The following is a 23,010-nucleotide window of genomic DNA, read 5'->3' on the forward strand; positions in this document are numbered from 1 at the left end:
CGTCCCTGCAGTTTCCCTGCATTGTCTCTCATGCATGATTATGCAGAGCTCTGCATGATTCGTCAATTTTAGCGTCCCTTGAACGGCAGCAACCGCTTACCCGTACCTCTCGCCGGACGCAGGCGCCGCGTTTCTCCCCACGAGTCACCCAAGAGTCACCCCCAGTTCACCCCTGACCCGAGTGAGGCATTCGCATGTCCAGGGCTCTCCCCAAGTACAACAAGCGTCGCGTCGTGTTCATCGGCGGTGCCGCCGCCGTGGTGCTGTCCGGCGCGGTCATCGCCGGGTCCGCTCTTGCCGGGACGCCGGACAAGAGCAGCACGGCGCAGAGCGCCCGGACCTTGGCCGACACCGGGACGATCACCTGCCCGGATGTGAAGTCGCAGCTGCCTGCCGTTCCGGCGTCGGCGCAGGCCGAGGTCGACCGGAACCTCGCCCTTCTCGACACGCAGATCGCCGAGGCCAACAAGCGGCTCGTCGACACGGTGGGGCAGGGTGGGGCGAACTTCGTTCAGAACGCGATCCTCGGCCCGCTGAAGGACAAGCGGGTGTCGACGATCGACCGGATCGCTATTGCCATCGGGCGTCAGGGCACCAAGCCGACCGGTCTCGACTCGCTGGCCACCTGCGCCCTGAACACCGGTGGGACCGACGTCGGCGGGACGGAGACGGGCGGGACCGACACCGGCACCGATACCGGTGCGACCGACACCGCGACCCCGAGCGCCACGGAGTCCGCCGCGGACGCTGCCGGGGGGACGGAGGACACTGGCGACGCGGCGAGTGCGGTCGGGACGATCACCTGCCCGGACGTGAAGTCGCAGCTGCCCGCCGTTCCGGCTTCCGCGCAGGCCGAGGTCGACCGGAACCTCGCCCTTCTCGACACGCAGATCGCCGAGGCCAACAAGCGACTCGTCGACACCGTCGGACAGGGTGGCGCCAACTTCGTCCAGAACGCGATCCTCGGCCCGCTGGAGGACAAGCGCACGTCCACCATCGACCGGATCGCCATCGCCATCGGGCGTCAGGGCACCAAGCCCAGCGGCCTCGACTCCCTGGCCGCCTGCACGCTCACCAAGTGACGTGACAGGCAGCCGTGGCCGCCCCGATGAACGCCGGCCGGGGCGGCCACGGTGACGCCCGCGACACACCGGACCGCACTCCAACCGGCCCTGAATGGCTCATCCGGGCTGCCTGTGCCGCCGGTGACCTCTACCGTCTGAGCCATGCGCTCCGGTGTCGTCGCCCTCGCGTCCGCGTCCCTTCTGCTGCTCGCCGCGGTTCCCTCACGGGCCGCGGCGCCGCCGATTCCGTCGTTGCTCGCGGATACCGGGGGTGGGAGTCAGCTGATCCTCGCTCAGGCTCCGCGTGCCAATTCCACTGCGGGGACGCTGAGTTGGTGGGAGCGGCGGGGTGGTGCCTGGGTGAAGGTCGGGTCCGTGGCGGCTCGGTTCGGGGCGAAGGGGCTTGTCGAGGGTGGGTCCCGTAAGCAGGGGTCCTATACGACTCCGACCGGGTTGTACGACCTGCCTTATGCCTTTGGGATCAAGGCGGCTCCGGGTGGGACCAAGGCCAAGTACCGGCGGGTGGGCGGGAGTTCGTGGTGGTGTGAGGACACGCGGTCTCGGGTCTACAACCGGTGGAGTGAGCCCCTGGCGCGTGATTGTCGGGCGTCCGAGTCCGAGCGGTTGATCTCCTATGCGACGCAGTATGCGTATGGGTTCGTCGTCGGGTTCAACTACGCCAAGCCTGTGAAGGGGCGGGGGGCCGGGATCTTTTTGCATGTCAACGGGCGTGGGGCTACCGCCGGTTGTGTGTCTGTGCCGGGGGATGCGATGCGGAGGATTTTGCGGTGGGCTGATCCTGGGCGGTCGCCGCATATTGCGATTGGGACGGCTGGTGGGGTTACGGCGATCACTCGGTACTGATTCGCGAAGGCGCCGTTCAGGTATCGGTTGTACGGCGGGTGCGGGCCCACTGTGGCTGGTCGCGCCCACGCGGCGGAGCCGCAAATCGACACAGCCCCGCGCCCCTTAGGGGGTTCAGGTCGCCGGAAGCCACACCGTGAACGTCGTCGAACCCTGGCGGCTCTCCAACCTCACGCTTCCCCCATGCGCCTCCGTCACCGCCGCCACGATCGACAGGCCCAGGCCCGCTCCTCCTCCACTCCCTCCGCCGCCCTCCGTTCGTCTGCGGTCCCCGCGGGTGAAGCGTTCGAAGACTCCCGGCTGGACCTCCATCGGGACGCCCGGGCCGTCGTCGTGGACCGTCAGCGAGGTCGCCCCCTCACCTGTCTCCACCCCGACCGTCACCTTCGTACCAACAGGCGTGTGCAAACGCGCGTTGGCCAACAAGTTGGCCAACACCTGTTGGAGGCGGTGGGCGTCGCCCGTCACCGTGACCGGTTCCTCGGGGAGTTGCAGGGCCCAGCGGTGGTCGGGGCCCGCGGCGCGTGCGTCGGCTACGGCGTCGAGGACCAGGTGGGTGAGGTCGACGGGGCGGCGTTCGAGGGGGCGGCCCGCGTCCAGGCGGGCGAGGAGGAGCATCTCGTCGACCATGACGCCCATGCGGGCGGACTCCGCCGTGATGCGTTCCAGCGCCCGGGTCACCTTCGGCGGGACCGGGTCCGGGTGGAGGAGGGCGAGTTCGGCGTGGCCCCGGATCGACGCCACCGGGGTGCGCAGTTCGTGGCTGGCGTCGGCCGCGAAGCTGCGTAGGCGTTCCTCGCTGGCGTGCCGGTGGGTGAGCGCGTCCTCGACATGGCCGAGCATGCGGTTGAAGGCACCGGCGACCTTGCCCACCTCGCTGCGCGGATCGGACTCGGGTGCCCGGGGCGGCAGGGTCACCTCGCCGCTGGCCAGCGGGAGTTCGCTGACCCGGGTGGCCGTGGCGGCGACCCGGCTGAGCGGCCGTAGGGACCAGCGCACCCAGAGCGCGCCCGCGAATCCGGCGATCAGGAGGGCCGCGCCGAAGACGATCGCCTCGACCGCCTCCAGCCGGTGGACCGTGGCCTCCACGGACTCCAGCGGGAGTCCGGTGATCATCACGTCGCCGTCCCGGCCCTTGGCGGCGAGGACGCGGTACTTGCCGAGGGACGAGAGGTGAATGGTGCGGGCCGTGCCGCCGACCGGCACCGCGGCGAGTTCCCTCCGGTCCCGCTCGGTCAGCGCCACCTTCAGGTCGGTCGTGGTGTCGTCCTTGTCCGCGGGCACGACCCCCGAGTTGGTGACGACGCCGTCGACCAGACGGGCACCGAAGGTGTGCGGTGCCTGACGACGGGTGTCGCCGCGTTCCCGGTCGTCGGCGTCGTGGTCGGTCAGCGTCTGGCCCTTGTGCTCCAGGCTGGCCGGGAACTGGGTCCCGACCTCGATCAGCTGCTGGTCCAGGCGTCCGGTGAGGAAGCCGTCCAGTTCGATCACCGCGGCCACCCCGACGGCGGCGCAGCTGACCGCGAGCAGCACCACCAGGCCCGCCGTCAGGCGCGCCCTCAGGGTGTACGGGCGGGGCAGTCGGCGCAGCCACCGCCCGACGGCCCGGCGTCCCGTGTCCATCACACGACCGGCTTGAGCACGTAACCGGCCCCGCGCACGGTGTGGATCATGGGTACCCGGCCCGCGTCCACCTTCTTGCGCAGGTACGAGATGTACAGCTCGACGACATGGGCCTGGCCGCCGAAGTCGTAGGACCAGACGCGGTCGAGGATCTGGGCTTTGCTGAGGACGCGGCGCGGGTTGCGCATGAGGAAGCGGAGGAGTTCGAACTCGGTCGGGGAGAGTTCGACGAGGTCGCCCGCGCGGGTGACCTCGCGGGCCTCCTCGTCCATGACCAGGTCCCCGACGGTCATCCGGGGGCCCTCCTCCTGCTGGCGGGCCATGCCCGCGCGGCGCAGCAGTCCGCGCAGCCGGGCGACGACCTCCTCCAGGCTGAAGGGTTTCGTCACGTAGTCGTCGCCGCCCGCGGTGATGCCGGCGATGCGGTCCTCGACCGTGTCCCGGGCGGTGAGGAAGAGCACGCACACGTCGGGCTTCACCTCGTGCAGGGAGCGCAGCACGGCGAAGCCGTCGGTGTCCGGGAGCATCACGTCGAGGACGACGGCGTCGGGCCGCAGCTCGCGCGCCCCGGCGAGCGCGGAGGCGCCGTCGCCGGCCGCGCGGACCTCCCAGCCCTCGTAGCGCAGGGCGCCGGAGAGCACCTCGGCGAGGTCGGGGTCGTCGTCGACGACCAGGACGCGGACGGGGGTGCCGTCGGGGCGGGTGAGGGCCGGTCGGCCGGAGCGGGTCGTGTTCATCTCGCTCACCAGCATCTCCCCTCTTCGCGTCCTCGGCCGCCGTCGGCCCCTCTGAGTTTCTTCTGAGAACGCTGAGAAACGGGTTCGCTCAGAGATCCCTCAGAGGTTCGGCCCGCACAGTTGCGTGCAGGACAGGTGAAAGGACGCACACATGACCACCGTGTACGAGCAGCGGAAGGCGCCGCCCGTGCCGCCGGTTCCCCGGCGCTCGCCGGCGGGCTTGGTCCTCGCCCTGCTGTGGGCGGGCGCGGCGGCCTCGGTCGCCCTCTGGTGGGCGGACACCGGATCGGTGGTCGGGGCGGCGGGCTGGCTGACCGGGGCCGGGCGGCTCGCCGGGCTGCTGTGCGGGTATGCCTGTGCCGTGCTCGTGGGGCTGATGGCTCGGGTGCCGTTGCTGGAGCGGCGGATCGGGTCGGACCGGGTGGCGCGCTGGCATGCGATGGCCGGGCGGTACACGGTGTGTCTGCTGGTCGCGCATGTCGTCTTCATCCTGCTCGGGTACGCCGCCCAGGACCGTGCCTCGATCGTGCACGAGACGGTCACCGTCGTGCTCGACTATCCGGACATGCTGAAGGCGACCTTCGGGGCGGTCATCCTCTTCGCCGTCGGCATCACCTCGGCACGCGCGGCGCGACGGAAGCTGAGCTACGAGTTCTGGTACTACGTCCATCTCCTCACGTACGTCGCCGTGTTCCTCTCCTTCTTCCACCAGCTGTCCCTGGGCGAGCAGTTCAGCGGCCGGGCCGGGGCCACGGACGCCTGGTACGCGCTGTACCTCGGTGTCGCGGCCCTCGTCCTCTGGTACCGGATCCTCGCCCCGGTGCGGCTCAACCTGCGGCACCGGCTGCGGGTGGAGTCGGTGCACCGGGAGGCTCCGGGTGTGTACTCCGTCGTCGTACGCGGGCGGCGGGTCCACGAACTGGGCGCGGAGGCAGGGCAGTTCTTCCGCTGGCGGTTCTTCGGCGAGGGCATGGGCTGGACCTCGACGCCGTACTCGCTGTCGGCGCCGCCCCGCCGGGACCTGCTGCGGATCACGGTCAAGGCGCTCGGCGACCACAGTGCCGCCATAGCCCTGCTGCGGCCGGGGGCCCGGGTGTGGGCGGAGGGGCCGTACGGGTCGATGACCGCCCAGCGGAGTTCCGGGCAGCGGTCGTTGCTGATCGCGGCCGGGGTCGGGATCACCCCGCTGCGGGCGCTGTTCGAGACGCTGCCCGGCGAGGTGACGCTGCTGTACCGGGCGCGTACCGCCCAAGACCTGGCGTTGGGCGCGGAGTTGGAGGCGATCGCTCAGTGGCGCGGGGCGAAGGTGCTGTACGCGCTCAACGGGCCCAAGGGGCAACGGCCTTCGCTCGGCGTGAGGGCACTGCGCGAGGCCGTGCCCGATCTCGCCGGGCACGACGTGTACATCTGCGGTCCGCACGCGTTCGCCCAGGAGTTGTACGGCGCGCTGTCCGCCGCCGGTGTGCCGGACCGTCGTATCCACCACGAGTCGTTCGAGCTGTGAGGCCGTCGTGCATCCGTTGAAGAAGAACCGTCCGCTGCGCCGCATCGTGCTGGCGAGCGCGGTCACCGCGTCCGGTCTGGTACTGCTGCTGGCCCTGAAGCCGCACACGACGCCCGCGATAGCGGTGGCGCCCGCGCCGGCCAGTTCCAACTCCGGTACTGGTTCCGGCGGTTCGAGCACCACGGGCACCAAGACCGTCACCGGCGACACCGCGCAGACCCAGTGGGGCCCCGTCCAGGTGAAAATCACGGTGAAGAGCGGGAAGCTCACCGATGTCACGGTGCTCCAGTCGCCGTCGGAGAATCCACGCGATCAGGAGATCAACTCCTATGCCCTGCCCGAGTTGAAGAGCGAGGCCCTCGCCGCGCAGAGCGCGAGCATCGACACCGTGTCGGGAGCCACCTACACAAGTGACGGTTACCGCCAGTCACTCCAGTCCGCACTGGACTCTGCGGGACTCTGAACGCACAGGCGCAACGGCACGTACTTCAGGGCCAAGGGACCAGCCCACCCCCCTTGCCCCGTCCACGGAGGAACCGTGACCACCACGCTCGCAGGCGGACGTGCCGCCCGCCGCCAGACGATGCGCCGCATCCGCCCGCGCCGCTCCCCAGCGACCCTGCTGCTGCTCGCCGTCTGGGCGGGCGCGGTCGGGGTGCTGTGGCTGTGGTGGCACAACACGCCGTCCATCGCCGACCAGAACGGCAAGATCCTCAACGCGGGCCGTATCACTGGCCTGTTGGCCGGATATCTGATGGCACTCGTCGTGCTCCAGATGGCCCGCGTGCCCGCCCTGGAGCGCCGGGTCGGCTCCGACCGGGTCGCCCGCTGGCACGCGATGAGCGGTCGCTACACGCTCTGCCTGGTCTTCGCGCACGTCTTCCTCATCATGTGGGGCTACGCCCTCCAGGCGGGCAAGACGCTGAGCGACATCGTCCAGCAGACCATCGACTCGGTGAACCAGCTGCCCGACATGGGCAAGGCCGCCATCGGCACCGGCCTGTTCCTGCTCATCGGCCTCTCGTCGATCGGCGGCATCCGCCGCAGGCTGCCGTACGACCTGTGGTACCACGTGCATCTGCTGACGTACGCGGCGGTGTTCTTCACCTTCTGGCACCAGATCACCACCGGCAACGACTTCGCGCTGACGCCGATCGCCAAGACCGTCTGGTACGGGCTCTACGGCACGGTCACCGCGCTGGTGGTCTGGTACCGGATCCTCACCCCGATCCGGCTCAACATGCGGCACCGGATGCGGGTCGAGGCGGTCATCGAGGAGACCCCCGGCATCGTGTCCGTGCTCATCGGCGGACGGAAGCTGCACCGGATGGGCGCGGAGGCCGGGCAGTTCTTCCGGTGGCGCTTCCTGGCGCCGGGCATGCGGTTCAGCTCGCACCCGTACTCGCTGTCGGCGGCCCCCCGCCCGAACATGCTGCGGATCACGGTCAAGGCGATCGGCGACCACAGCGCCCGGCTGCGCGAACTGCGGCCCGGCATGAAGGTGTGGGCCGAGGGCCCCTACGGCGCGCTGACCTCCCAACGGCGCACGCGCGGCAAGGTGTTGCTGGTCGCGGGCGGCGTCGGCATCACGCCGATGCGGGCACTGTTCGAGACACTGCCCGGCGCGGCCGGTGACATCACGCTGCTCTACCGCGCCAACACCACCCAGGACCTGGCGCTGTGGGACGAGTTGGCGAAGATCGCCGACGAGCGCGGCGCCCGCCTCATGTACGCGGTCAACAGCCCCGACGGGGAGCGCCCCGACATCTCGGCGGACTCCCTGCGCCGCAAGCTGCCCGACATCGACAACCACGACGTCTTCATGTGCGGGCCGCCCGGCTTCGCGCAGTCGGTCTACGAAGCACTGCGCGGCGCGGGGGTCCCCGCCCGCCGTATCCATCACGAGTCGTTCGAGATGTGAGCGACGGGAGTCAGGAGCAATGAAGAAGAGCCACCCCATCCGGCGTGTTCTGCTCGCGAGCGCCGCCACCGTGTCCGGGATCGTTCTGCTGCTCTCCCTGAAGCCGGCGACCGACTCCAACTCGGCGTCCGCGCAAGGTGCGGCGGCCCAGGAGACCGCCGCCGCGCAGGAATCGCCCCAGGGCGGTGCCGCGGCGGCCGGGACCTCCACGATCACGGGCGCCGCCACCCAGACCGAGTACGGGGTCGTCCAGGTACGGCTGACGGTCGCAGGCGGGAAGATCACCAAGGCCGAGGCCGTCCAGGCGCCCAAGGGCGGCACCAGCGACCAGAAGACCGCGCTGTCCGTCCCGAAGCTCAACCAGGAGGTCGTCGCCACCCAGAGCGCGGACATCACGTCCGTGTCCGGGGCGACGTACACCAGCGGCGGCTACAAGAAGTCCCTGCAGTCGGCCATCGACAAGATGAAGGCCGCCGGCGCCAACACGGCCGCCCCGTCCCAGAGTTCGGCCGCCGCGGCGCCCGCCGCGCAGGCCAAGACCGTCACCGGTGAGGTCGTGTCGACCGAGTACGGGCCGGTCCAGGTCCGGATCACCGTCGCGGGCGGCAAGATCACCAAGGCCGATGCCGTGCAGGCCCCGAGCGGCGGGACCAGCGACCAGAAGACGGCGCTGGCGATCCCCAAGCTCAACCAGGAGGCCGTGGCCGCCGGGAACGCGAACATCGACTCCGTGTCGGGTGCGTCGTACACGAGCGGCGGTTACAAGAAGTCCCTGCAGTCGGCGCTGGACAAGGCCGGTGGCTGACACGGTGACCGATCCCGCGGCGGCTCCCGCCGAACTGCGGCACGCCGAGGAGGTCATGGGGACGGTGTTCTCCTTCGACATCCGCGGCGGGGAGCCCGAGGCCGTCCGGACCGCGCTGGAGCAGGCGGTCGCCCAACTGCACCGCGTCAACGAGGTGTTCAGCACCTACCGCGACGACAGCCAGGTCTCCCGGCTGGCCCGCGGCGACCTGACCCTCGCGGAGTGCGACGCCGACGTCGCCGAGGTGCTGGAGCTGGGCGCCGAGGCGGAGCGGGTGAGTGCCGGCTGGTTCAGCACCACGTACGAGGGACAGCTCGACCCGACCGGCATCGTGAAGGGCTGGGCCGCCGAGCGGGCGGCCGAGCTGATCGCGGCGGCGGACGGGGTGAGCGGGGTCAGCGTGAACGGCGGCGGTGACGTCCAGATGTTCGGCACCCCGGGACCGCACCGCCCCTGGCGGGTCGGCGTCTCCGATCCGCTCCGTCCCGGCGGTCTCGCGGCTGTCATCTCGGCTGCGGGCGTTGACGAGTTGGCCGTGGCCACCTCCGGTACGGCGGAGCGCGGGGCGCACATCGTGGACCCGTCGACCGGCAAGTCCGCGGTGACGGACCTGGTCGCCGTCACGGTCGTAGCGCCGCGTCTGACCTGGGCCGACTGCTGGGCCACGGCCGCGTTCGCGATGGGTTCGCGGGAGGGTCTGGCCTGGCTGGAGTCGCTGCCGGACGTAGAAGCCCTGCTCATCACTGCGGGCGACGAGGTCCGCTGCACGGGCGGCCTGGCGGCCAGACTCGGCTGAAGCCCCATGCGAGTCGGGGGTGCACCGGACAACTCCGGTGCACCCCCGACTCGTTGGTCCGCGTCAGTCTTTATCAGTCTTTTTTCGCGTAGGTCAGTGGTCGTTCTGCGCCAGCCGCAGCAGATGGTCCGCGAGGGCCTGGCCGCCGAGCGGGTCCCGGCTGATCAGCAGGAGCGTGTCGTCGCCGGCGATGGTGCCGAGGATGTCCTGGAGTTCGGCCTGGTCGATCGCCGAGGCGAGGAACTGGGCGGCGCCCGGCGGAGTGCGCAGGACCACGAGGTTGGCGGAGGCCTCCGCGGAGATCAGCAGCTCGGAGGAGAGCCGCCGCATCCGCTCCTCCTTCGCCGACTCCCCCAGCGGGACGCGCGGGGTGCGGAAACCGCCCTCGCTCGGTACCGCGTAGATGAGGTCGCCGTCGTTGTTGCGGATCTTCACCGCGTTCAGCTCGTCCAGGTCCCGGGAGAGCGTCGCCTGGGTGACGCTCAGCCCGTCGTCGGACAGCAGCTTCGCCAACTGGCTCTGGGAACGCACCGGTTGCCGGTTGAGGATGTCCACGATCCGGCGGTGGCGGGCGGTGCGGGTCTGCGGCACGGCAGGTCCCGCGGTGTGCTCGTGCTCCTGCGCCTGACTCATCGTCGACTCATTCTCCGGATCATCCGTCCCCCTTGGCCACGTCCAGGACACCGGGCAGCGCCCGGAGGAACGCGTCCGCCTCGTCGTCGCCGAGGTTCAGCGGTGGCATCAGCCGTACGACATCGGGAGCGGGCGCGTTGACCAGAAAACCGGCGTCCTGAGCCGCCTGTTGCACCTGGGGCGCGAGCGGCTCGGTGAGCACGATACCCAGGAGGAGGCCCGCACCCCGGACATAATCGATCAACGGGTCGCCCAGCGACTCGATTCCGTCGCGCAGCTTCTCGCTCTGCCGCTTGACGTTCTCCAGCAGGCCTTCGGCCTCGATGGTGTCGAGTACGGCGAGTCCGGCGGCGCAGGCAACCGGGTTGCCGCCGAACGTCGTGCCGTGCTGGCCCGGTTGGAGCAGCTCGGCCGCGCGCCCGAAGGCCACGGTGGCACCGAGCGGCAGCCCGCCGCCGAGCCCCTTCGCGAGGGTTACGACATCCGGCAGGACGCCTTCGTGGGCCTGGTACTCGAACCAGTGCCCGGTACGGCCGACCCCGGTCTGCACTTCATCCAGGACCAGCAGCGCACCGTGCGCGGCGGTGATCGCGCGGGCCGCCTTCAGGTATCCGGCGGGCGGTACGACGACCCCGTTCTCGCCCTGGATCGGCTCGATGATGACGAGCGCGGTCTCGTCGGTGACGGCGGCCGCGAGGGCCTGGGCGTCGCCGAAGGGCACGTGCGTGACGTCGCCGGGCAGCGGCAGGAAAGGCGCCTGCTTGCCGGGCTGGCCGGTGAGCGCGAGGGAGCCCATCGTCCGGCCGTGGAAGGCGCCTTCGGTGGCGACCATGTGCTGACGGCCCGTCAACCGGCCGATCTTGAAAGCGCCTTCGTTGGCCTCGGCACCCGAGTTGCAGAAGAACACCTTGCCGTCCCGGCCGAAGCGCTCAAGGAGCCGTTCGGCGAGGGCGACGGGCGGTTCGGCGATGAACAGGTTGGAGACATGGCCGAGTTCGGCGATCTGCTTGCTGACGGCCTCGACGATCGCCGGGTGGGCGTGTCCGAGGGCGTTGACCGCGATACCGCCGACGAAGTCGGTGTACTCGTTGCCGTCCGCGTCCCAGAGCTTGGCGCCGGCGCCGCGGACGAGGGGGAGCTTCGGGGTGCCGTAGTTGTTCATGAGCGACCCCTGCCAGCGCTGGGTCAGCGCTGCATTCGTCACGTTCTCGGTCATCCGGCATCCCCCTGCTTCTTGCCGGCCTTCTTGGCGGACTTCTTCTTGGCGGACTTCTGGTCGGGCAACTCGTCCGGCACGACCATCGTGCCGATGCCCTCGTCGGTGAAGATCTCCAGCAGGATCGAGTGCTGGACCCGGCCGTCGATGACCCGGGCGGTGGTCACGCCGTTGCGCACGGCGTGCAGACAGCCCTCCATCTTCGGCACCATCCCGGAGCTCAACTCCGGGAGCAGCTTCTCCAGTTGGGTGGCGGTGAGGCGGCTGATCACCTCGTCGCTGTGGGGCCAGTCCTCGTAGAGACCCTCGACGTCCGTGAGGACCATGAGGGTCTCGGCCCCCAGCGCAGCAGCGAGTGCCGCAGCCGCCGTATCAGCATTGACGTTGTAGACATGTCCGTCGTCCTCGCTCCTGGCGATCGACGAGACGACCGGGATACGGCCGTCCGCGAGCAGTGCCTCGATCGCGCCGGTGTCGATCGCGGTGATCTCGCCCACCCGCCCGATGTCGACCAACTCCCCGTCGATCTCCGGCAGATGCTTGGTGGCGGTGATGGTGTGCGCGTCCTCGCCGGTCAACCCGACGGCGAGCGGCCCGTGTTGGTTGAGCAGCCCGACCAACTCGCGCTGCACCTGCCCCGCGAGCACCATCCGTACGACGTCCATGGCGTCCTCGGTGGTGACGCGCAGGCCGGCCTTGAACTCGCTGACGATGCCGTGCCGGTCGAGGGCGGCGCTGATCTGCGGGCCGCCGCCGTGCACGACGACGGGCTTGAGCCCCGCGTGGTGCAGGAACACGACGTCCTGCGCGAACGCGGCCTTCAGGTCCTCGTCGATCATGGCGTTGCCGCCGAACTTGATGACAACGGTCTTGCCGTTGTGCCGGGTCAGCCAGGGCAGCGCCTCGATGAGGATCTGCGCCTTGGGCAGCGCGGTGTGCTTACGAGTAGCGCTCATGACGAGTACGCGCTGTTCTCGTGGACGTAGTCCGCGGTGAGGTCGTTGGTCCAGATGGTGGCCGTCTCGGTGCCGGCGGCCAGGTCGGCGACGATGTGCACCTCGCGGTAGCGCATGTCGACCTTGTTGCGGTCCTCGCCGACGCCCCCGTTCTTGCAGACCCACACACCATTGATGGCGACGTTGAGCTGGTCGGGCTCGAAGGCGGCCTTGGTCGTGCCGATCGCGGACAACACCCGTCCCCAGTTGGGGTCTTCACCGTGGATCGCGCACTTGAGGAGGTTGTTGCGGGCGATGGAACGGCCCACCTCGACGGCGTCGTCCTCGCTCGCCGCGTTGACGATCTCGACCTTGATGTCCTTGCTGGCGCCCTCGGCGTCGCGGATGAGCTGCTGCCCGAGGTCGTCGCAGACGGCGCGCACGGCCTCGGCGAACTCCTCGTACCCCGGGGTGACTTGGGAGGCACCGGAGGCGAGCAGCAGCACGGTGTCGTTGGTGGACATGCAGCCGTCGGAGTCGACCCGGTCGAAGGTGGTGCGGGTGGCGGCCCGAAGTGCCTTGTCCAGTACGTCGGTTGGGACGTCCGCGTCGGTGGTGAGGACGACGAGCATGGTGGCGAGGCCGGGGGCGAGCATGCCGGCACCCTTGGCCATCCCGCCGACGGTCCAGCCGTCCTTGGCGGTCACGACAGCGGTCTTGTGCACGCTGTCGGTGGTCTTGATGGCGATGGCGGCCTTCTCACCACCGTGCTCGGAGAGTTGACCGGCGGCGGCCTCGACTCCCGGCAGCAGCTTGTCCATCGGGAGCAACAGCCCGATGAGCCCGGTGGAGGCGACGGCGACCTCGGCGGCGTTGAGCCCGAGCGTGTCCGCGACCTTCTCAGCGGTGGCGTGGGTGTCCTGGAAGCCCTTCGGCCCCGTACAGGCGTTGGCACCACCGGAGTTGAGGACGACGGCGGACACCTGACCGCCCTTCAGTACCTGCTCGGACCACAACACCGGCGCGGCTTTGACGCGGTTGGAGGTGAAGACGCCCGCGGCGGCGAGGCGGGGCCCGGTGTTGACCACGAGGGCCAGGTCCGGGTTGCCGTTCTCCTTGATCCCGGCGGCGATGCCCGCGGCCGTGAATCCCTGTGCTGCCGTCACACTCACGGCGCGACTCCGATCGTAGAAAGCCCGGTGGTCTCGTCGAGCCCGAGGGCGAGGTTCATGCTCTGGACGGCACCGCCCGCGGTGCCCTTGGTCAGATTGTCGATGGCGCTGATCGCGATGATGCGTCCCGCGGCCTCGTCGTACGCGACCTGCACCTGAACGGCGTTGGAACCGTAGACGGATGCCGTCGCGGGCCACTGTCCCTCGGGGAGCAGGAACACGAAGGGCTCGTCGGCGAAGGCCTTCTCGTACGCGGCACGCACGGACTCGCCGGTGACACCGGGCTTGGCCTTGGCACTGCACGTGGCGAGGATGCCGCGGGCCATCGGCGCGAGGGTGGGCGTGAAGGACACGGTGACGGTCTCACCGGCGGCCGCGCCGAGGTTCTGGATGATCTCGGGGGTGTGCCGATGTCCGCCGCCGACGCCGTACGGCGACATGGAGCCCATGACCTCGCTGCCGAGGAGGTGCGCCTTGGGTGCCTTGCCGGCGCCCGAGGTCCCGGACGCGGCGACGATCACGGCCTCGTTCTCGGCGAGCCCTGCGGCGTACGCCGGGAAGAGCGCGAGGGAGGCGGCCGTCGGATAGCAACCGGGCACGGCGATGCGCTTGGCCCCCTCCAACGCGGCGCGGGCACCCGGGAGTTCGGGCAGGCCGTAGGGCCAGGTACCGGCGTGCGCGGAGCCGTAGAAGCGCTCCCAGTCGGCCGCGTCCTTGAGCCGGAAGTCGGCACCCATGTCGACGACGAGGACGTCCGGGCCGAGCTGCTCGGCGACGGCGGCGGACTGACCGTGGGGCAGGGCGAGGAAGACGACGTCGTGCCCGGCGAGGATTTCGGGGGTAGTTTCCTCGAGGACCCGGTCGGCCAGCGGCAGCAGATGCGGCTGGAGCGCACCGAGTTTCTGTCCGGCGTTGGAGTTACCGGTCAGGGCGCCGATCTCGACCTCGGGGTGCGCCAGGAGCAGACGCAGGAGTTCCCCACCCGCGTATCCACTCGCTCCGGCCACTGCCGCACGTACCGCCATGGAACCCTCCTCATCGATGGCATGACTATACGTTTCGTTGCACGTTTATGCAATCTGGATGAGTGGGTATGCACTCAGACCGCCGCGATGAGTCGGCTCAGGCACCGGCCTTCCGGGCCGAGCGGGACTGGGCGCGCAGGGCGGGCAGTCGAGCGCACTGCTCGGCGTCGGCCAGGCCCTCCCCCAGGGCCAGCAGCGAGAGGAGCTGTACCGGGCGGCCGGCGGTGGCCGCGGCCTCCAGCTTGTGGTGGCCGTCGAGGAGGAAGTGGGTCAGGCCCCAGTGCGGGGACTGGTCGTCCCCGAAGGCGTTTTCGGCCTGGCACACGTCCAGCGTCGAGACCGCCACGGCCGTCGGGACCGCGCCCCGGCCCATGAGCTCGACGTACTCCTCGACGCGCTCCCGCTCGTTCCACGTCGGCGGAACCATCGGCACGACGAACTCATACAGGTGGGCGGACGAGCCGACCGCGGTCTCGAAGGTCCGGTAGTACGGCGTGTGCGGATACTCCGGCAGGCCCCAGAACTGGTCGATCCCCCACGAGTCCACCTGCTCGCCGCTGAAGTAGTCGCCCTCCCGACCCGGGATCACCAGACGGGGTTCCACGCGCAGCAGCACCGGAAGGTACTCGCCCTCGGGCAGCAACGCGCCGAACGCGTCGATCACACCGCCGTCGCCGGGATCGGCCAGCGTCCCGGTGAGCCGCTCCCGTACGTCCTCCAGCGACAGCTTCTGCGTCGCGGTCACCAACCGGCGGAACAGCAACGGGCAGGTTCCGCACCAGTGGCTGAGCTCGAAGGCGGGCTCACCGTCGACCACGAGCAACCGGCGCCTCGACCGGCCCTCGCGCTCCGCCTTCTCCACCTCCTCCGCCTCGAAGCGCAGCCTCGCCTCGGGGGCCGGGACACCGAGCGTGCGCGGCTCGTCACATTTGATCATCACGAACCGACCGTAAGCGGACTCAGCTGATCGGCACCACCGTTTAAGGACGCGACGCCCTACCGTCATCGGCATGACGGAGCCAGTGGCAGCGACGGACCCTTCCCCACCGCCCCATCCGCACGAGAACGCCCCGGGCAAGGCACGCCTGATCGCTCTGTCCGACGGGATATACGCCATCGCGATGACGCTGCTCGTCATCAATGTCGCGGTCCCCGCGAATCTGCCCGCCGCCGCTTTCCACAAGGCCCTGAACGACGCGCTGCCCAGCCTCGGCGCCTTCGCGCTCAGCTTCACCCTCATCGCCGGGTTCTGGCGCGACCACCGCCGCATCCTCACCACCCTGCCCGTGGAGACGACCGTGGTCACCCGCCTGGTCCTGCTCGGCCTAGGCCTGGTCGCCCTCCTGCCCTTCCCCACCGGACTCCTGGCCGAGTACGCCTCCCAGCCCGACGCCGTCGCCCTCTACGCGAGCGCCATGGCCGCGATCCACGCCGTACACGCCACCTTGCTCCTGCTCACGCAACGCCAGGTGCACCCCTCACCCAAGTCCCCCGCGGCCGCGGCCCGCCGCCGCTTCACCGCCCAACTCGCGTCCAGCGTCCTGGTGTTCGGCCTGTCCATTCCACTGGCCTTCATCGACGCCGAGGCCGCCATGTGGTTCTGGATCACGCTCGTCCCGGCCCACTACGTCATCGGCCACCACCGCCGCCGGCTCACGCAGGCCTGACACCAACGCGCGGCAGACTTCTCACCATGGACGACACGGACGACGTAGAAGCGGTGGTCGCGAGCGTGCCGGGCGCTGCTCTGCCGACGGACCTGGTCGCGTGGTGGCGGCTCGACGGTGTGGCCGCCACCGTGTGGATCCCCCTGGACTTCGCCCCGTTGGAGCCGGCTGAGGCGCTCGACGTCAGGGACACCCTGGTGCGGGTCGCCCGGGAGGAGGCAGCGCACTCGGACGCCCATGCCGCCGCCGCGGAGTACCTCCCCGGGTTCCTTCCGATCGCGGACAACGCGGGCGGCGACCACCTGTTGGTCGATCTCCGGTCCGGGGAGCCGACGTTCGGCGCCGTCTTCCTCTGGGACCACGAGACGCCCAAACTCGGCGTGCCCCTATGGGAATCGGTGTCCGAGTTGCTCGCGAACGCGGCCGAGGCGCTCAACGACGCCCACCCCGACATCGCGTCCTTCACCACCCCCTCCGCCGAAAGCCCGCCCGCTCCCCTCCCCCACCCCGTCGACTGGACGGCCGTAGAGACGTGGCTCGGGTCGCGGCTGCCGGACGACTACAAGCAACTGGCCGACCGTCACGGGCCGTTGGACTTCGGTGAGTACCTCTGGATCCATGTGCCCTGCGTCCGCAAGGACCACTTCGACTACGGCGACTGGCTGCGGGAGACGCATCGCGCGGCCCGGATCGCGGCGCGGCAGCTGCCGGAGGGCGAGCGGCCGGCCGTACATCCGCATCCCTGCGGGCTGTTGGCGTGGGGCCACAGCCGGGGCGGTGACGTGTTGTTCTGGGACACGTCGGTCTCCGAGGACCCCGGCCGATGGACGGTCGTCGTCCAGCACTCCCACCCGGCGCCCGGCAGCGGCCTGTTGCCGTTCCACCGCTACGACCTGACGCTCACCGGCTATCTACGGCACACCGTCCGCGCCGCCGGGGAGCAGCCGTTCCCGCCCGGTCCGCTGCTCGGGCCGCTGCCCGGCAGCATCGCCCGCACCAGGTACCTGCCCACGGCCGAGCCCTGGACCCCGCCCGCACCCACCGCACCCCGGCTGACCGAGGCCGAGCGCCGCATCGCGATGGAGACCGGCACCGGCCTGGACGCGCTGCGGCTGCTGTCGCCGCCCCCTGAGCGCCCGTATCTCGGCGGCGGCACCTGGGAGGGGCTCTTCGCCGAGTTGGGGACGCGGTTGCCGACGGAGTACGTGGAGCTGATGGAGGTGTACGGCGCCGGTGACTGGGGCGAGTGGCTGCGTTTCCTGACCCCGCTGCGCACCGGGGAGCGACGCTTCGTCACCCGCGTCGAGCAGGTTCTCGGCGCCTACCGGATGCACAAGGACAGGCACCCGCACCACTATCCGCTGGTCCCGTGGCCGGAGCCCGACGGTTTCCTGCCCTTCGCGAACTCCTACGACAACGACTACCTCGGCTGGCTCACAGCAGGCCCGGACCCGGACGCCTGGCCGCTCATCGTCTGGCCCCGCCATGCGGAGCAGGGCCCGGCGCTGGCGGACGGCCTGATCGACACGCTGCTCGCGTGGCAGCGCGGCGCCCTGGTCACGGAGGGGCTGGCCGGGCTCGACGAGGAGGACGACCCCGTCGAGAAGGCCGGTTTCGACGCGTGGGACGACAGCGCGTACTGGTGAGACGGCGGGAGCCTCAGTCGGCGATCATCCGGTCGCCGCGCCATCCCATGCGCTCGGTGTCGCGTTCCCGCTGCCGTCGTACGACATAACGGCCGGGCGCGATGCCCGTGCCGCCGTGTTCGGGGTGGATGAGGTAGGCGACCGCCGAGGTCTCGATCATGGCGATGGCCAGGCCCATGGTGTCGCGGACCTGCCGGGTCCAGCGGCAGGTGCCGGGGTCGGCGACGAGGGTGTGTGGGTTGCCGCCGGCCGCGCTGCGCAGCAACTCGACGCCTGCGGCGGGCACTTCACGCCAGTTGCCGCTCGTGAGGGTGACGGCGCGGGTGACGAACGCGTACGGGACGACGATCAGATCGCCCTGGGCCTGGAGGCCGTCGACGACGGGGATGGTGACCTGGCGTTCCAGGTGGTCGAGGACGTCGAGGCCGGAGCGTCGGGTCAGGTCGGCGAGGGTCATGGTCGGGGTGGTGAGTGGAGTCGGAGTCGGAGTCGCGGGCATGGTTGTGGTCATGGGCATCACCTCGGGTGTCTGGAGGGTGTGTTCGGGATCAGGTGCGGCGGGCGAGCCGCGCGTAGTGCTCGCCGGACAGGCCGTACGTCCAACCCGCCGCCGCCACCGGGTCGTCGAAGTGCGCGGGCACGCTCAGGCCGTAGCGGCGGTGGGTGCCGTCGGGTTCGACGGAGCCGTTGACGACGAGGAGGAGACGGGCCGGGCGGCTCCACAACTCCCGTGGTACGTCGTAGAGATGGAGGGCGGAGCCGGGGTTGCCCGGGTCGCCGGACGTGGCGATGTGGCGGAGGCGGGCCTGCGCGATATAGGTGTCCCAGCCGATGCGTTCGATGGCGCTGCGGCGGACCTCGATGTTGCGTTCGGCGTGGATGCGCTCGACGGACGGGTCGGTCATCACCCAGGTCGGGACGTGGGTGCCGTGCAGGGCGTGGACCTGGGTGTCGTCGGCGAAGCGGACGGCGGGGCCGTCGTCCCGGTGCAGCCGCACTTCGCCGTTGAGGGCGTCGGGGAGGGGTTCGGTGTGGACCTCGGTGGGGCGTTCCGCCATCACGCAGCGGCCCTCACCGGGCCACCACCAGCCGGTCGAGCGCGCCAACTCGGCCAGCAGGGCGAGCAGTTCGGCGTCGGAGCGCCGGTACTGGGCAAGGCCCAGGCGGGCGTACACGTCGTAGTGGCCGATCCAGTGGGCGTCGTGCTGCCCGTACCAGGTCATGCCGTCCGTGCCGCCGGTCGTGGGCATCGACTCGGCGCGGATCAGGGCGCGGACGCAGTTGTGCAGGGTGGCGTACAGCGCGTCGCCGACGACCATGTCGATGATGGCGGGGATGGCCACTCCCGTGGTCAGGGCCCGTTCGGCGGGGATGGCGAGGGGCCGCCACCACGAACCCCTCGACACACCGTGCCCGACGGCCCGGTCGAGGCCGCGGCGCAAGTCCTGCACGAGGTTGGCCAGTTGTGCCGCCAGGGGCCAACCCTCCGGGTACTTGGGCAGGTTGGCGCCCTGGAAGTGGACGGGTGGGAAGGTGTGCGGGTCGTCGTGGACGATCGACAGGGCCGCGGTGGGCGACGGCACCCAGACGAACTCCGGGGCTGGGGCGTCGATCAGTCGGTACAGGGCGACGACGGCGGCTTCGGCCGCGGGACGGTCGGCGGGGCGTGCCGCCAGACCGTGCGCTCGCCACTCGTCGCTCAGGCGACGGGCCAGTGCGAGGCGGTGGGCGCCCTGGGACAGGGCTGACACGGGGGTCACCGGAGGACTTCGAGGTCCGCCTTTCGATTCATCATGCGGGGAGCGTGACAGCACCGGGATCGCGACGCAAGGAAATTAGTCCTTGACCTGGAGCGCGCTCCAGGTTTTACCGTTGTGTTCATGAGCAGCGGACAGCCCCTGAAGCCCCTCCCTCGGGACCAGGACCGGGACCGGGAACCGACCCTGACCATCGCCCAGGTCGCCGAGCGCACGGGTCTCTCGCACGACACGCTGCGTTACTACGAGAAGGCAGGCCTCATCGAGCGGGTCGGCCGGACCACCGGCAACCAACGGCGTTATCAGGCAGCGGACTTGGCCTGGCTGGAGTTCCTGCTGCGGCTGCGCGAGACGGGCATGTCGATCGCCGACATGCAGCGGTTCGCGGCGCTGCGGACGGCGGGGAACATCACGGTCGCCGACCGGCTGGCGATGCTCCGTGAGCACCGCGCCGAACTGGCCGACCGGATCAGGGCGTTGCGCCGCAACGCGACAGTGCTGGACCACAAGATCGACCACTACGAACAGCTGCTCCTCGACGAGGTCGAGCACGAGCAGCCGGGATCGGACGAAACGACATGAGCGCGAGCACCACCCGTGAAGAGCGTTTCACCCACGGCCTGGAGGTCCTGAAGCGGGTCGACGGCGAGGCCGGACAGCGGGTCGTCGACTCGCTCGCCGACATCAACCCCGAACTGGGCCACCAGGTCGTCGCCTGGGCCTTCGGCGAGATCTACGACCGCCCCGGACTCGCCCCGCGCGACCGGCAGTTGGTGACGCTGGGCATGCTCACCGCACTCGGCGGCTGCGAGGCGCAGCTCGATGTGCACGTGAACGCGGCACTGAACGTGGGCCTCACGCCGGAGGAGATCATCGAGGCCCTGACGCACTCGGCGGTGTACTGCGGCATCCCCAAGGCACTCAACGCGACCTTCGCCGCGAAGAAGGTCTTCGCCGAGCGTGGGCTGCTGCCGCTGGGACAGCAGCCCACGCAAGAAGCACCGGTTACCTCTGCTTGATCCTCAGGAACGTGACCGAATTGGCCGAGAAGGTGTAACTGAACTTGTCGGCAACGCCGTTGAAGGTGGAGACAGCCGGCGCTACCGCCGTGGCCGTCTCGCTGTTCACCGCGTCGGGCGCGGCGGCGAGCGTGGTCACCTTCGCCTTGGACGCGACCTTGGTACCGCCCAGGTCGATCGCCGTACGGGCCGCCGAGGACTGGTCGTTGACGACCTTGACGATCAGGTCACCGGTCATCGCGTCCTTGGTGACGACCTGACGGAACGGCTCGGCCGGCTTGTCGTCGGCGAAGCTGCCCCACTCCTGCCCGTCGAGGTAGAGGGTGACCTGACGGCCCCTCACCTTGATATCGACGTCGTAGGCACGGCCCGTCTCGATGGTCCCCGGCTTGGCGATCAGCGTCGACTTGCCGCCGTCCACGGCCTGTTCGACGGCGGTCTGGGTGTTGTTCCAGCCGCCCAGGTTCCACCAGTAGTAGTTGCCGGTGTCCTTGACGCCGAACGCGACGAGGAAGCCTTCCTTCCCCGCCCTCTTCGTGGCCTTCACGTGCAGGTCGTAGTCGTGCCAGGCCGGGTCGCCGGCCGACACCATGGTGTTCTCGGCGGCGGTGTCGGTCTGGACGTACTGCCCGTCATCGAGGCTCCAACTCCCGCCTCCCGTATGGGTCCACCGGTCCGCCGTGTCACCGGAGAAGTCGTCGCTCAGCAGGGACGTCCCATCGGCGCCGGTCACCTTCACATCGTCGTACGCCGCGCTCGTCGCCCAGGTCGACAGGCCGACCGCGCCGGAGATCGGGGCGACAAGTGAGGGTGTACCGGTGGCTGTTGACGGCACCACGCGAGTACCGACGTTGTTCATGAAGAGCTTCTGGACCTCGTAGTTGGCGGAGCCCCAGGAGGCGTGGTTGTTGAACCACACCAGGTCGGGGCGCCACTGGACGTAGTCCTCGTTGGCGAACAGCGGTGCGTAGGAGGCGAGTTTGACGACGTCCGCGTTCCGTTCCAGGCCGGTCATGTAGGCGGCCTCGGCGAGACCGTTCTTGAACGCGTTGCCGCCGGAGGCGTATTCGCCGAGGAAGACCTTCGGGCCGGTGCGGTCGTAGGAGTCGTAGCGGTCGTTGTTCTGGAGGAACCACTGCGGGCTGTTGTAGTAGTGCTCGTCGACCATGTCGACCTTGGCGTCCTTGTTGAGCTGCCAGGCCGTGTCGAAGGTCGAACCGCTGTCGTCCGGGCCCGCGTTGGAGATCACGGTCATGTACGGGTAAGCGGCCTGGATCGCGGCGCGGAACTGGGTGAAGCGGGCGAAGAACTCGGCGGGGAGGTTCTCCTCGTTGCCGACCTCGATGTGGGTGAGGCGGAAGGGCTTGGGGTGGCCCATCGAGGCGCGCAGCTTGCCCCACTTCGATGTCACCGGTCCGTTGGCGAACTCGATGAGATCCAGGGTGTCTTGGATGTGCCGCTCGAGCAACGCCGGGTCGTCGACGGCCTTGTTCTGGCCGCAGCCGGTCACCAGGGCGGGCACGACGGGCAGCGGCATCGCGCCGATGTCCTCGGCGAGGCGGAAGTACTCGTAGTAGCCGAGGCCGTAACTCTGGTTGTAGCCCCAGAAGTTGGAGTTCGTGGCGCGCGTCTCGACCGGGCCGATCGTGTCCTTCCACTGGTACGAGCGCTTGCGCTGATAGCCGGAGGCGGCGCTGTAGTCCTCCATGGAGCCGGTGTTGACCAGGCAGCCGCCGGGGAAGCGCACGAAGCCCGGGTGCAGGGCGGCGATCTTCTCGGCGAGGTCCTTGCGCAGGCCGTTCGGCTCATGCTTGTAGGTGTCTCGGGGAAAGAGGGACACCATGTCGAGGGCGGTCGCGTCGGAGGCGGCGACGGTGAGGCGGCCGGTGGCGCTGGTGCGGGTCGCGGTGAACGTGACCTTGTACCGGGCCCAGCCGCTCTTCTTCACCTCCACCTGCCGTGCGGCGGCCAGGGTGCCGCCCGCGTCCTGGAGGCTGACGCCGAGCGTGGTGCCGCTGTCGGCGCGGGCCCAGACGGAGAAGTCGTACTTCTTGCCGTCCTCGACGGCGATACCGGTGTTGTAGCCGGCGTTCGTGACGGACGAACCGGCCGCCAGGGAAAGGTAGTTGCGGTTGGTCTCGTTGAGACGGCCGGAGTCGTTCACCACCTGGGCCTGACCTGCGACCGTCCAAGCGGTCAGCGGGGTGTACGACTTGTTGTCGTCGGTGGAGTACTCGAAGGACCGGTTCTGCACGAGCTCGGCGTACAGGCCGCCGTCGGCCGCGCGGTTGATGTCCTCGAAGAAGACGCCGTACATCGTCTTGTCGATCGTGGCGCCCCGCGTCGACGGGTCGACGGTGATCGCGTAGTCGGTGACGTCGGCTACGTCGGTGGCATCGGTTACGTCCTCGGCGTGGGCCGGTGCGGGGACGACGGCCGTCGCCAGCAGGAAAGCGCTCGCCCCTAAGGCAAGTCTCAGGCGGGTGCGGCTGGTGCGTGACATGGATACTCCGCGGCTCTTGTCGGATCGTGCGCGACACCTCGAACGCATGGTTCGACGTGGTTCGATATATCGGACGTCGGTCAGCACTTCGAACGGCAAGATAGGGAAGCGGCGTGAGCACGT

Annotated in this window: 22 protein-coding genes; 11 read left to right on the top strand and 11 right to left on the bottom strand. The window is 69.8% G+C overall.

The genetic code is table 11. The annotated features are described in order from the left end of the window. Positions 1 to 194 precede the first annotated feature (194 nt). Positions 195 to 1,082: a hypothetical protein gene (locus SPR02S_RS25595; protein ID WP_019059859.1), complete on the top strand. Its 888-nt coding sequence runs from the start codon at positions 195 to 197 to the stop codon at positions 1,080 to 1,082. Between the two features lie 144 nt (positions 1,083 to 1,226). Then, positions 1,227 to 1,928 (top strand): L,D-transpeptidase family protein, encoded by a 702-nt coding sequence (locus tag SPR02S_RS64955; RefSeq protein WP_019059860.1) that lies wholly within the window; start codon positions 1,227 to 1,229, stop codon positions 1,926 to 1,928. 114 nt (positions 1,929 to 2,042) lie between these two features. Here the strand turns inward: SPR02S_RS64955 and SPR02S_RS25605 are convergent, their stop codons facing one another. Next, positions 2,043 to 3,551 carry a sensor histidine kinase gene (locus SPR02S_RS25605; protein WP_019059861.1) on the bottom strand — a complete coding sequence of 503 codons (1,509 nt, stop codon included), beginning with the start codon at positions 3,549 to 3,551 and terminating at the stop codon, positions 2,043 to 2,045. After that, on the bottom strand, positions 3,551 to 4,288 hold the full coding sequence (locus SPR02S_RS25610) for a response regulator transcription factor (protein WP_026150857.1): 738 nt from the start codon (positions 4,286 to 4,288) through the stop codon (positions 3,551 to 3,553). The genes SPR02S_RS25605 and SPR02S_RS25610 overlap by 1 nt, the downstream gene beginning before the upstream one ends. 151 nt (positions 4,289 to 4,439) lie before the next feature. Here SPR02S_RS25610 and SPR02S_RS25615 point away from each other — a divergent pair, with 151 nt between their 5' ends. The 5 genes from SPR02S_RS25615 (at position 4,440) to SPR02S_RS25635 (ending at position 9,314) form a co-directional block, all read left to right on the top strand. Further along, positions 4,440 to 5,792, top strand: coding sequence for a ferredoxin reductase family protein (locus SPR02S_RS25615; RefSeq protein ID WP_019059863.1), 1,353 nt, complete (start codon positions 4,440 to 4,442; stop codon positions 5,790 to 5,792). A gap of 7 nt (positions 5,793 to 5,799) precedes the next feature. Beyond that, on the top strand, positions 5,800 to 6,255 hold the full coding sequence (locus SPR02S_RS25620) for an FMN-binding protein (protein WP_019059864.1): 456 nt from the start codon (positions 5,800 to 5,802) through the stop codon (positions 6,253 to 6,255). A gap of 75 nt (positions 6,256 to 6,330) precedes the next feature. Beyond that, positions 6,331 to 7,713, top strand: coding sequence for a ferredoxin reductase family protein (locus SPR02S_RS25625; protein WP_019059865.1), 1,383 nt, complete (start codon positions 6,331 to 6,333; stop codon positions 7,711 to 7,713). 19 nt (positions 7,714 to 7,732) lie between these two features. After that, positions 7,733 to 8,518: an FMN-binding protein gene (locus SPR02S_RS25630; protein ID WP_019059866.1), complete on the top strand. Its 786-nt coding sequence runs from the start codon at positions 7,733 to 7,735 to the stop codon at positions 8,516 to 8,518. Beyond that, positions 8,511 to 9,314 (top strand): FAD:protein FMN transferase, encoded by an 804-nt coding sequence (locus tag SPR02S_RS25635; protein WP_019059867.1) that lies wholly within the window; start codon positions 8,511 to 8,513, stop codon positions 9,312 to 9,314. Before SPR02S_RS25630 ends, SPR02S_RS25635 begins: the two co-directional genes overlap by 8 nt. A gap of 93 nt (positions 9,315 to 9,407) precedes the next feature. Here SPR02S_RS25635 and SPR02S_RS25640 read toward each other — a convergent pair whose 3' ends face one another. The 6 genes from SPR02S_RS25640 to SPR02S_RS25665 form a co-directional block, all read right to left on the bottom strand. Beyond that, positions 9,408 to 9,947, bottom strand: coding sequence for an arginine repressor (locus tag SPR02S_RS25640; protein WP_019059868.1), 540 nt, complete (start codon positions 9,945 to 9,947; stop codon positions 9,408 to 9,410). A 19-nt stretch (positions 9,948 to 9,966) separates the two neighbouring features. Next, the gene (locus SPR02S_RS25645) at positions 9,967 to 11,163 is read right to left on the bottom strand and encodes an acetylornithine transaminase (RefSeq protein WP_019059869.1); all 1,197 of its coding nucleotides are present in this window, start codon (positions 11,161 to 11,163) and stop codon (positions 9,967 to 9,969) included. Continuing rightward, entirely contained in the window at positions 11,160 to 12,119 is a 960-nt protein-coding gene (argB, locus tag SPR02S_RS25650) for an acetylglutamate kinase (protein WP_019059870.1), read from the bottom strand. Before argB ends, SPR02S_RS25645 begins: the two co-directional genes overlap by 4 nt. Next, positions 12,116 to 13,270 carry a bifunctional glutamate N-acetyltransferase/amino-acid acetyltransferase ArgJ gene (gene argJ, locus SPR02S_RS25655; protein WP_019059871.1) on the bottom strand — a complete coding sequence of 385 codons (1,155 nt, stop codon included), beginning with the start codon at positions 13,268 to 13,270 and terminating at the stop codon, positions 12,116 to 12,118. The genes argB and argJ overlap by 4 nt, the downstream gene beginning before the upstream one ends. Further along, positions 13,267 to 14,295: an N-acetyl-gamma-glutamyl-phosphate reductase gene (gene argC, locus SPR02S_RS25660; protein WP_019059872.1), complete on the bottom strand. Its 1,029-nt coding sequence runs from the start codon at positions 14,293 to 14,295 to the stop codon at positions 13,267 to 13,269. The genes argJ and argC overlap by 4 nt, the downstream gene beginning before the upstream one ends. A gap of 97 nt (positions 14,296 to 14,392) precedes the next feature. After that, a complete protein-coding gene (locus tag SPR02S_RS25665) occupies positions 14,393 to 15,232 on the bottom strand; it encodes a hypothetical protein (protein WP_019059873.1) in 840 nt (279 codons plus the stop codon). A gap of 73 nt (positions 15,233 to 15,305) precedes the next feature. Here SPR02S_RS25665 and SPR02S_RS25670 point away from each other — a divergent pair, with 73 nt between their 5' ends. Both SPR02S_RS25670 and SPR02S_RS56260 read left to right on the top strand, forming a co-directional pair. Next, positions 15,306 to 15,962, top strand: coding sequence for a TMEM175 family protein (locus SPR02S_RS25670; RefSeq protein ID WP_026150861.1), 657 nt, complete (start codon positions 15,306 to 15,308; stop codon positions 15,960 to 15,962). Positions 15,963 to 15,988: 26 nt separating this feature from the next. After that, positions 15,989 to 17,608 carry an SMI1/KNR4 family protein gene (locus SPR02S_RS56260; protein WP_019059875.1) on the top strand — a complete coding sequence of 540 codons (1,620 nt, stop codon included), beginning with the start codon at positions 15,989 to 15,991 and terminating at the stop codon, positions 17,606 to 17,608. 13 nt (positions 17,609 to 17,621) lie between these two features. Here the strand turns inward: SPR02S_RS56260 and SPR02S_RS25680 are convergent, their stop codons facing one another. Together SPR02S_RS25680 and SPR02S_RS25685 are read right to left on the bottom strand one after the other, a co-directional pair. Then, complete coding sequence (locus SPR02S_RS25680) at positions 17,622 to 18,119, bottom strand: DUF8820 family protein (RefSeq protein WP_019059876.1); 498 nt, start codon at positions 18,117 to 18,119, stop codon at positions 17,622 to 17,624. Positions 18,120 to 18,156: 37 nt separating this feature from the next. Further along, positions 18,157 to 19,359 carry a DUF6745 domain-containing protein gene (locus SPR02S_RS25685; RefSeq protein WP_106437009.1) on the bottom strand — a complete coding sequence of 401 codons (1,203 nt, stop codon included), beginning with the start codon at positions 19,357 to 19,359 and terminating at the stop codon, positions 18,157 to 18,159. Between the two features lie 129 nt (positions 19,360 to 19,488). Here SPR02S_RS25685 and SPR02S_RS25690 point away from each other — a divergent pair, with 129 nt between their 5' ends. Both SPR02S_RS25690 and SPR02S_RS25695 read left to right on the top strand, forming a co-directional pair. Further along, positions 19,489 to 19,947 (top strand): MerR family transcriptional regulator, encoded by a 459-nt coding sequence (locus SPR02S_RS25690; RefSeq protein ID WP_043258478.1) that lies wholly within the window; start codon positions 19,489 to 19,491, stop codon positions 19,945 to 19,947. Continuing rightward, positions 19,944 to 20,384 carry a carboxymuconolactone decarboxylase family protein gene (locus SPR02S_RS25695; protein WP_019059879.1) on the top strand — a complete coding sequence of 147 codons (441 nt, stop codon included), beginning with the start codon at positions 19,944 to 19,946 and terminating at the stop codon, positions 20,382 to 20,384. Before SPR02S_RS25690 ends, SPR02S_RS25695 begins: the two co-directional genes overlap by 4 nt. Here SPR02S_RS25695 and SPR02S_RS25700 read toward each other — a convergent pair. After that, positions 20,371 to 22,887: an alpha-L-arabinofuranosidase family protein gene (locus SPR02S_RS25700; protein WP_019059880.1), complete on the bottom strand. Its 2,517-nt coding sequence runs from the start codon at positions 22,885 to 22,887 to the stop codon at positions 20,371 to 20,373. The two genes, SPR02S_RS25695 and SPR02S_RS25700, sit on opposite strands and share 14 nt — an antisense overlap. Positions 22,888 to 23,010: the final 123 nt, after the last annotated feature.

Origin of the sequence: Streptomyces prunicolor NBRC 13075 (assembly GCF_000367365.1) — a bacterium.
In the GTDB taxonomy this organism is placed as follows: domain Bacteria; phylum Actinomycetota; class Actinomycetes; order Streptomycetales; family Streptomycetaceae; genus Streptomyces; species Streptomyces prunicolor.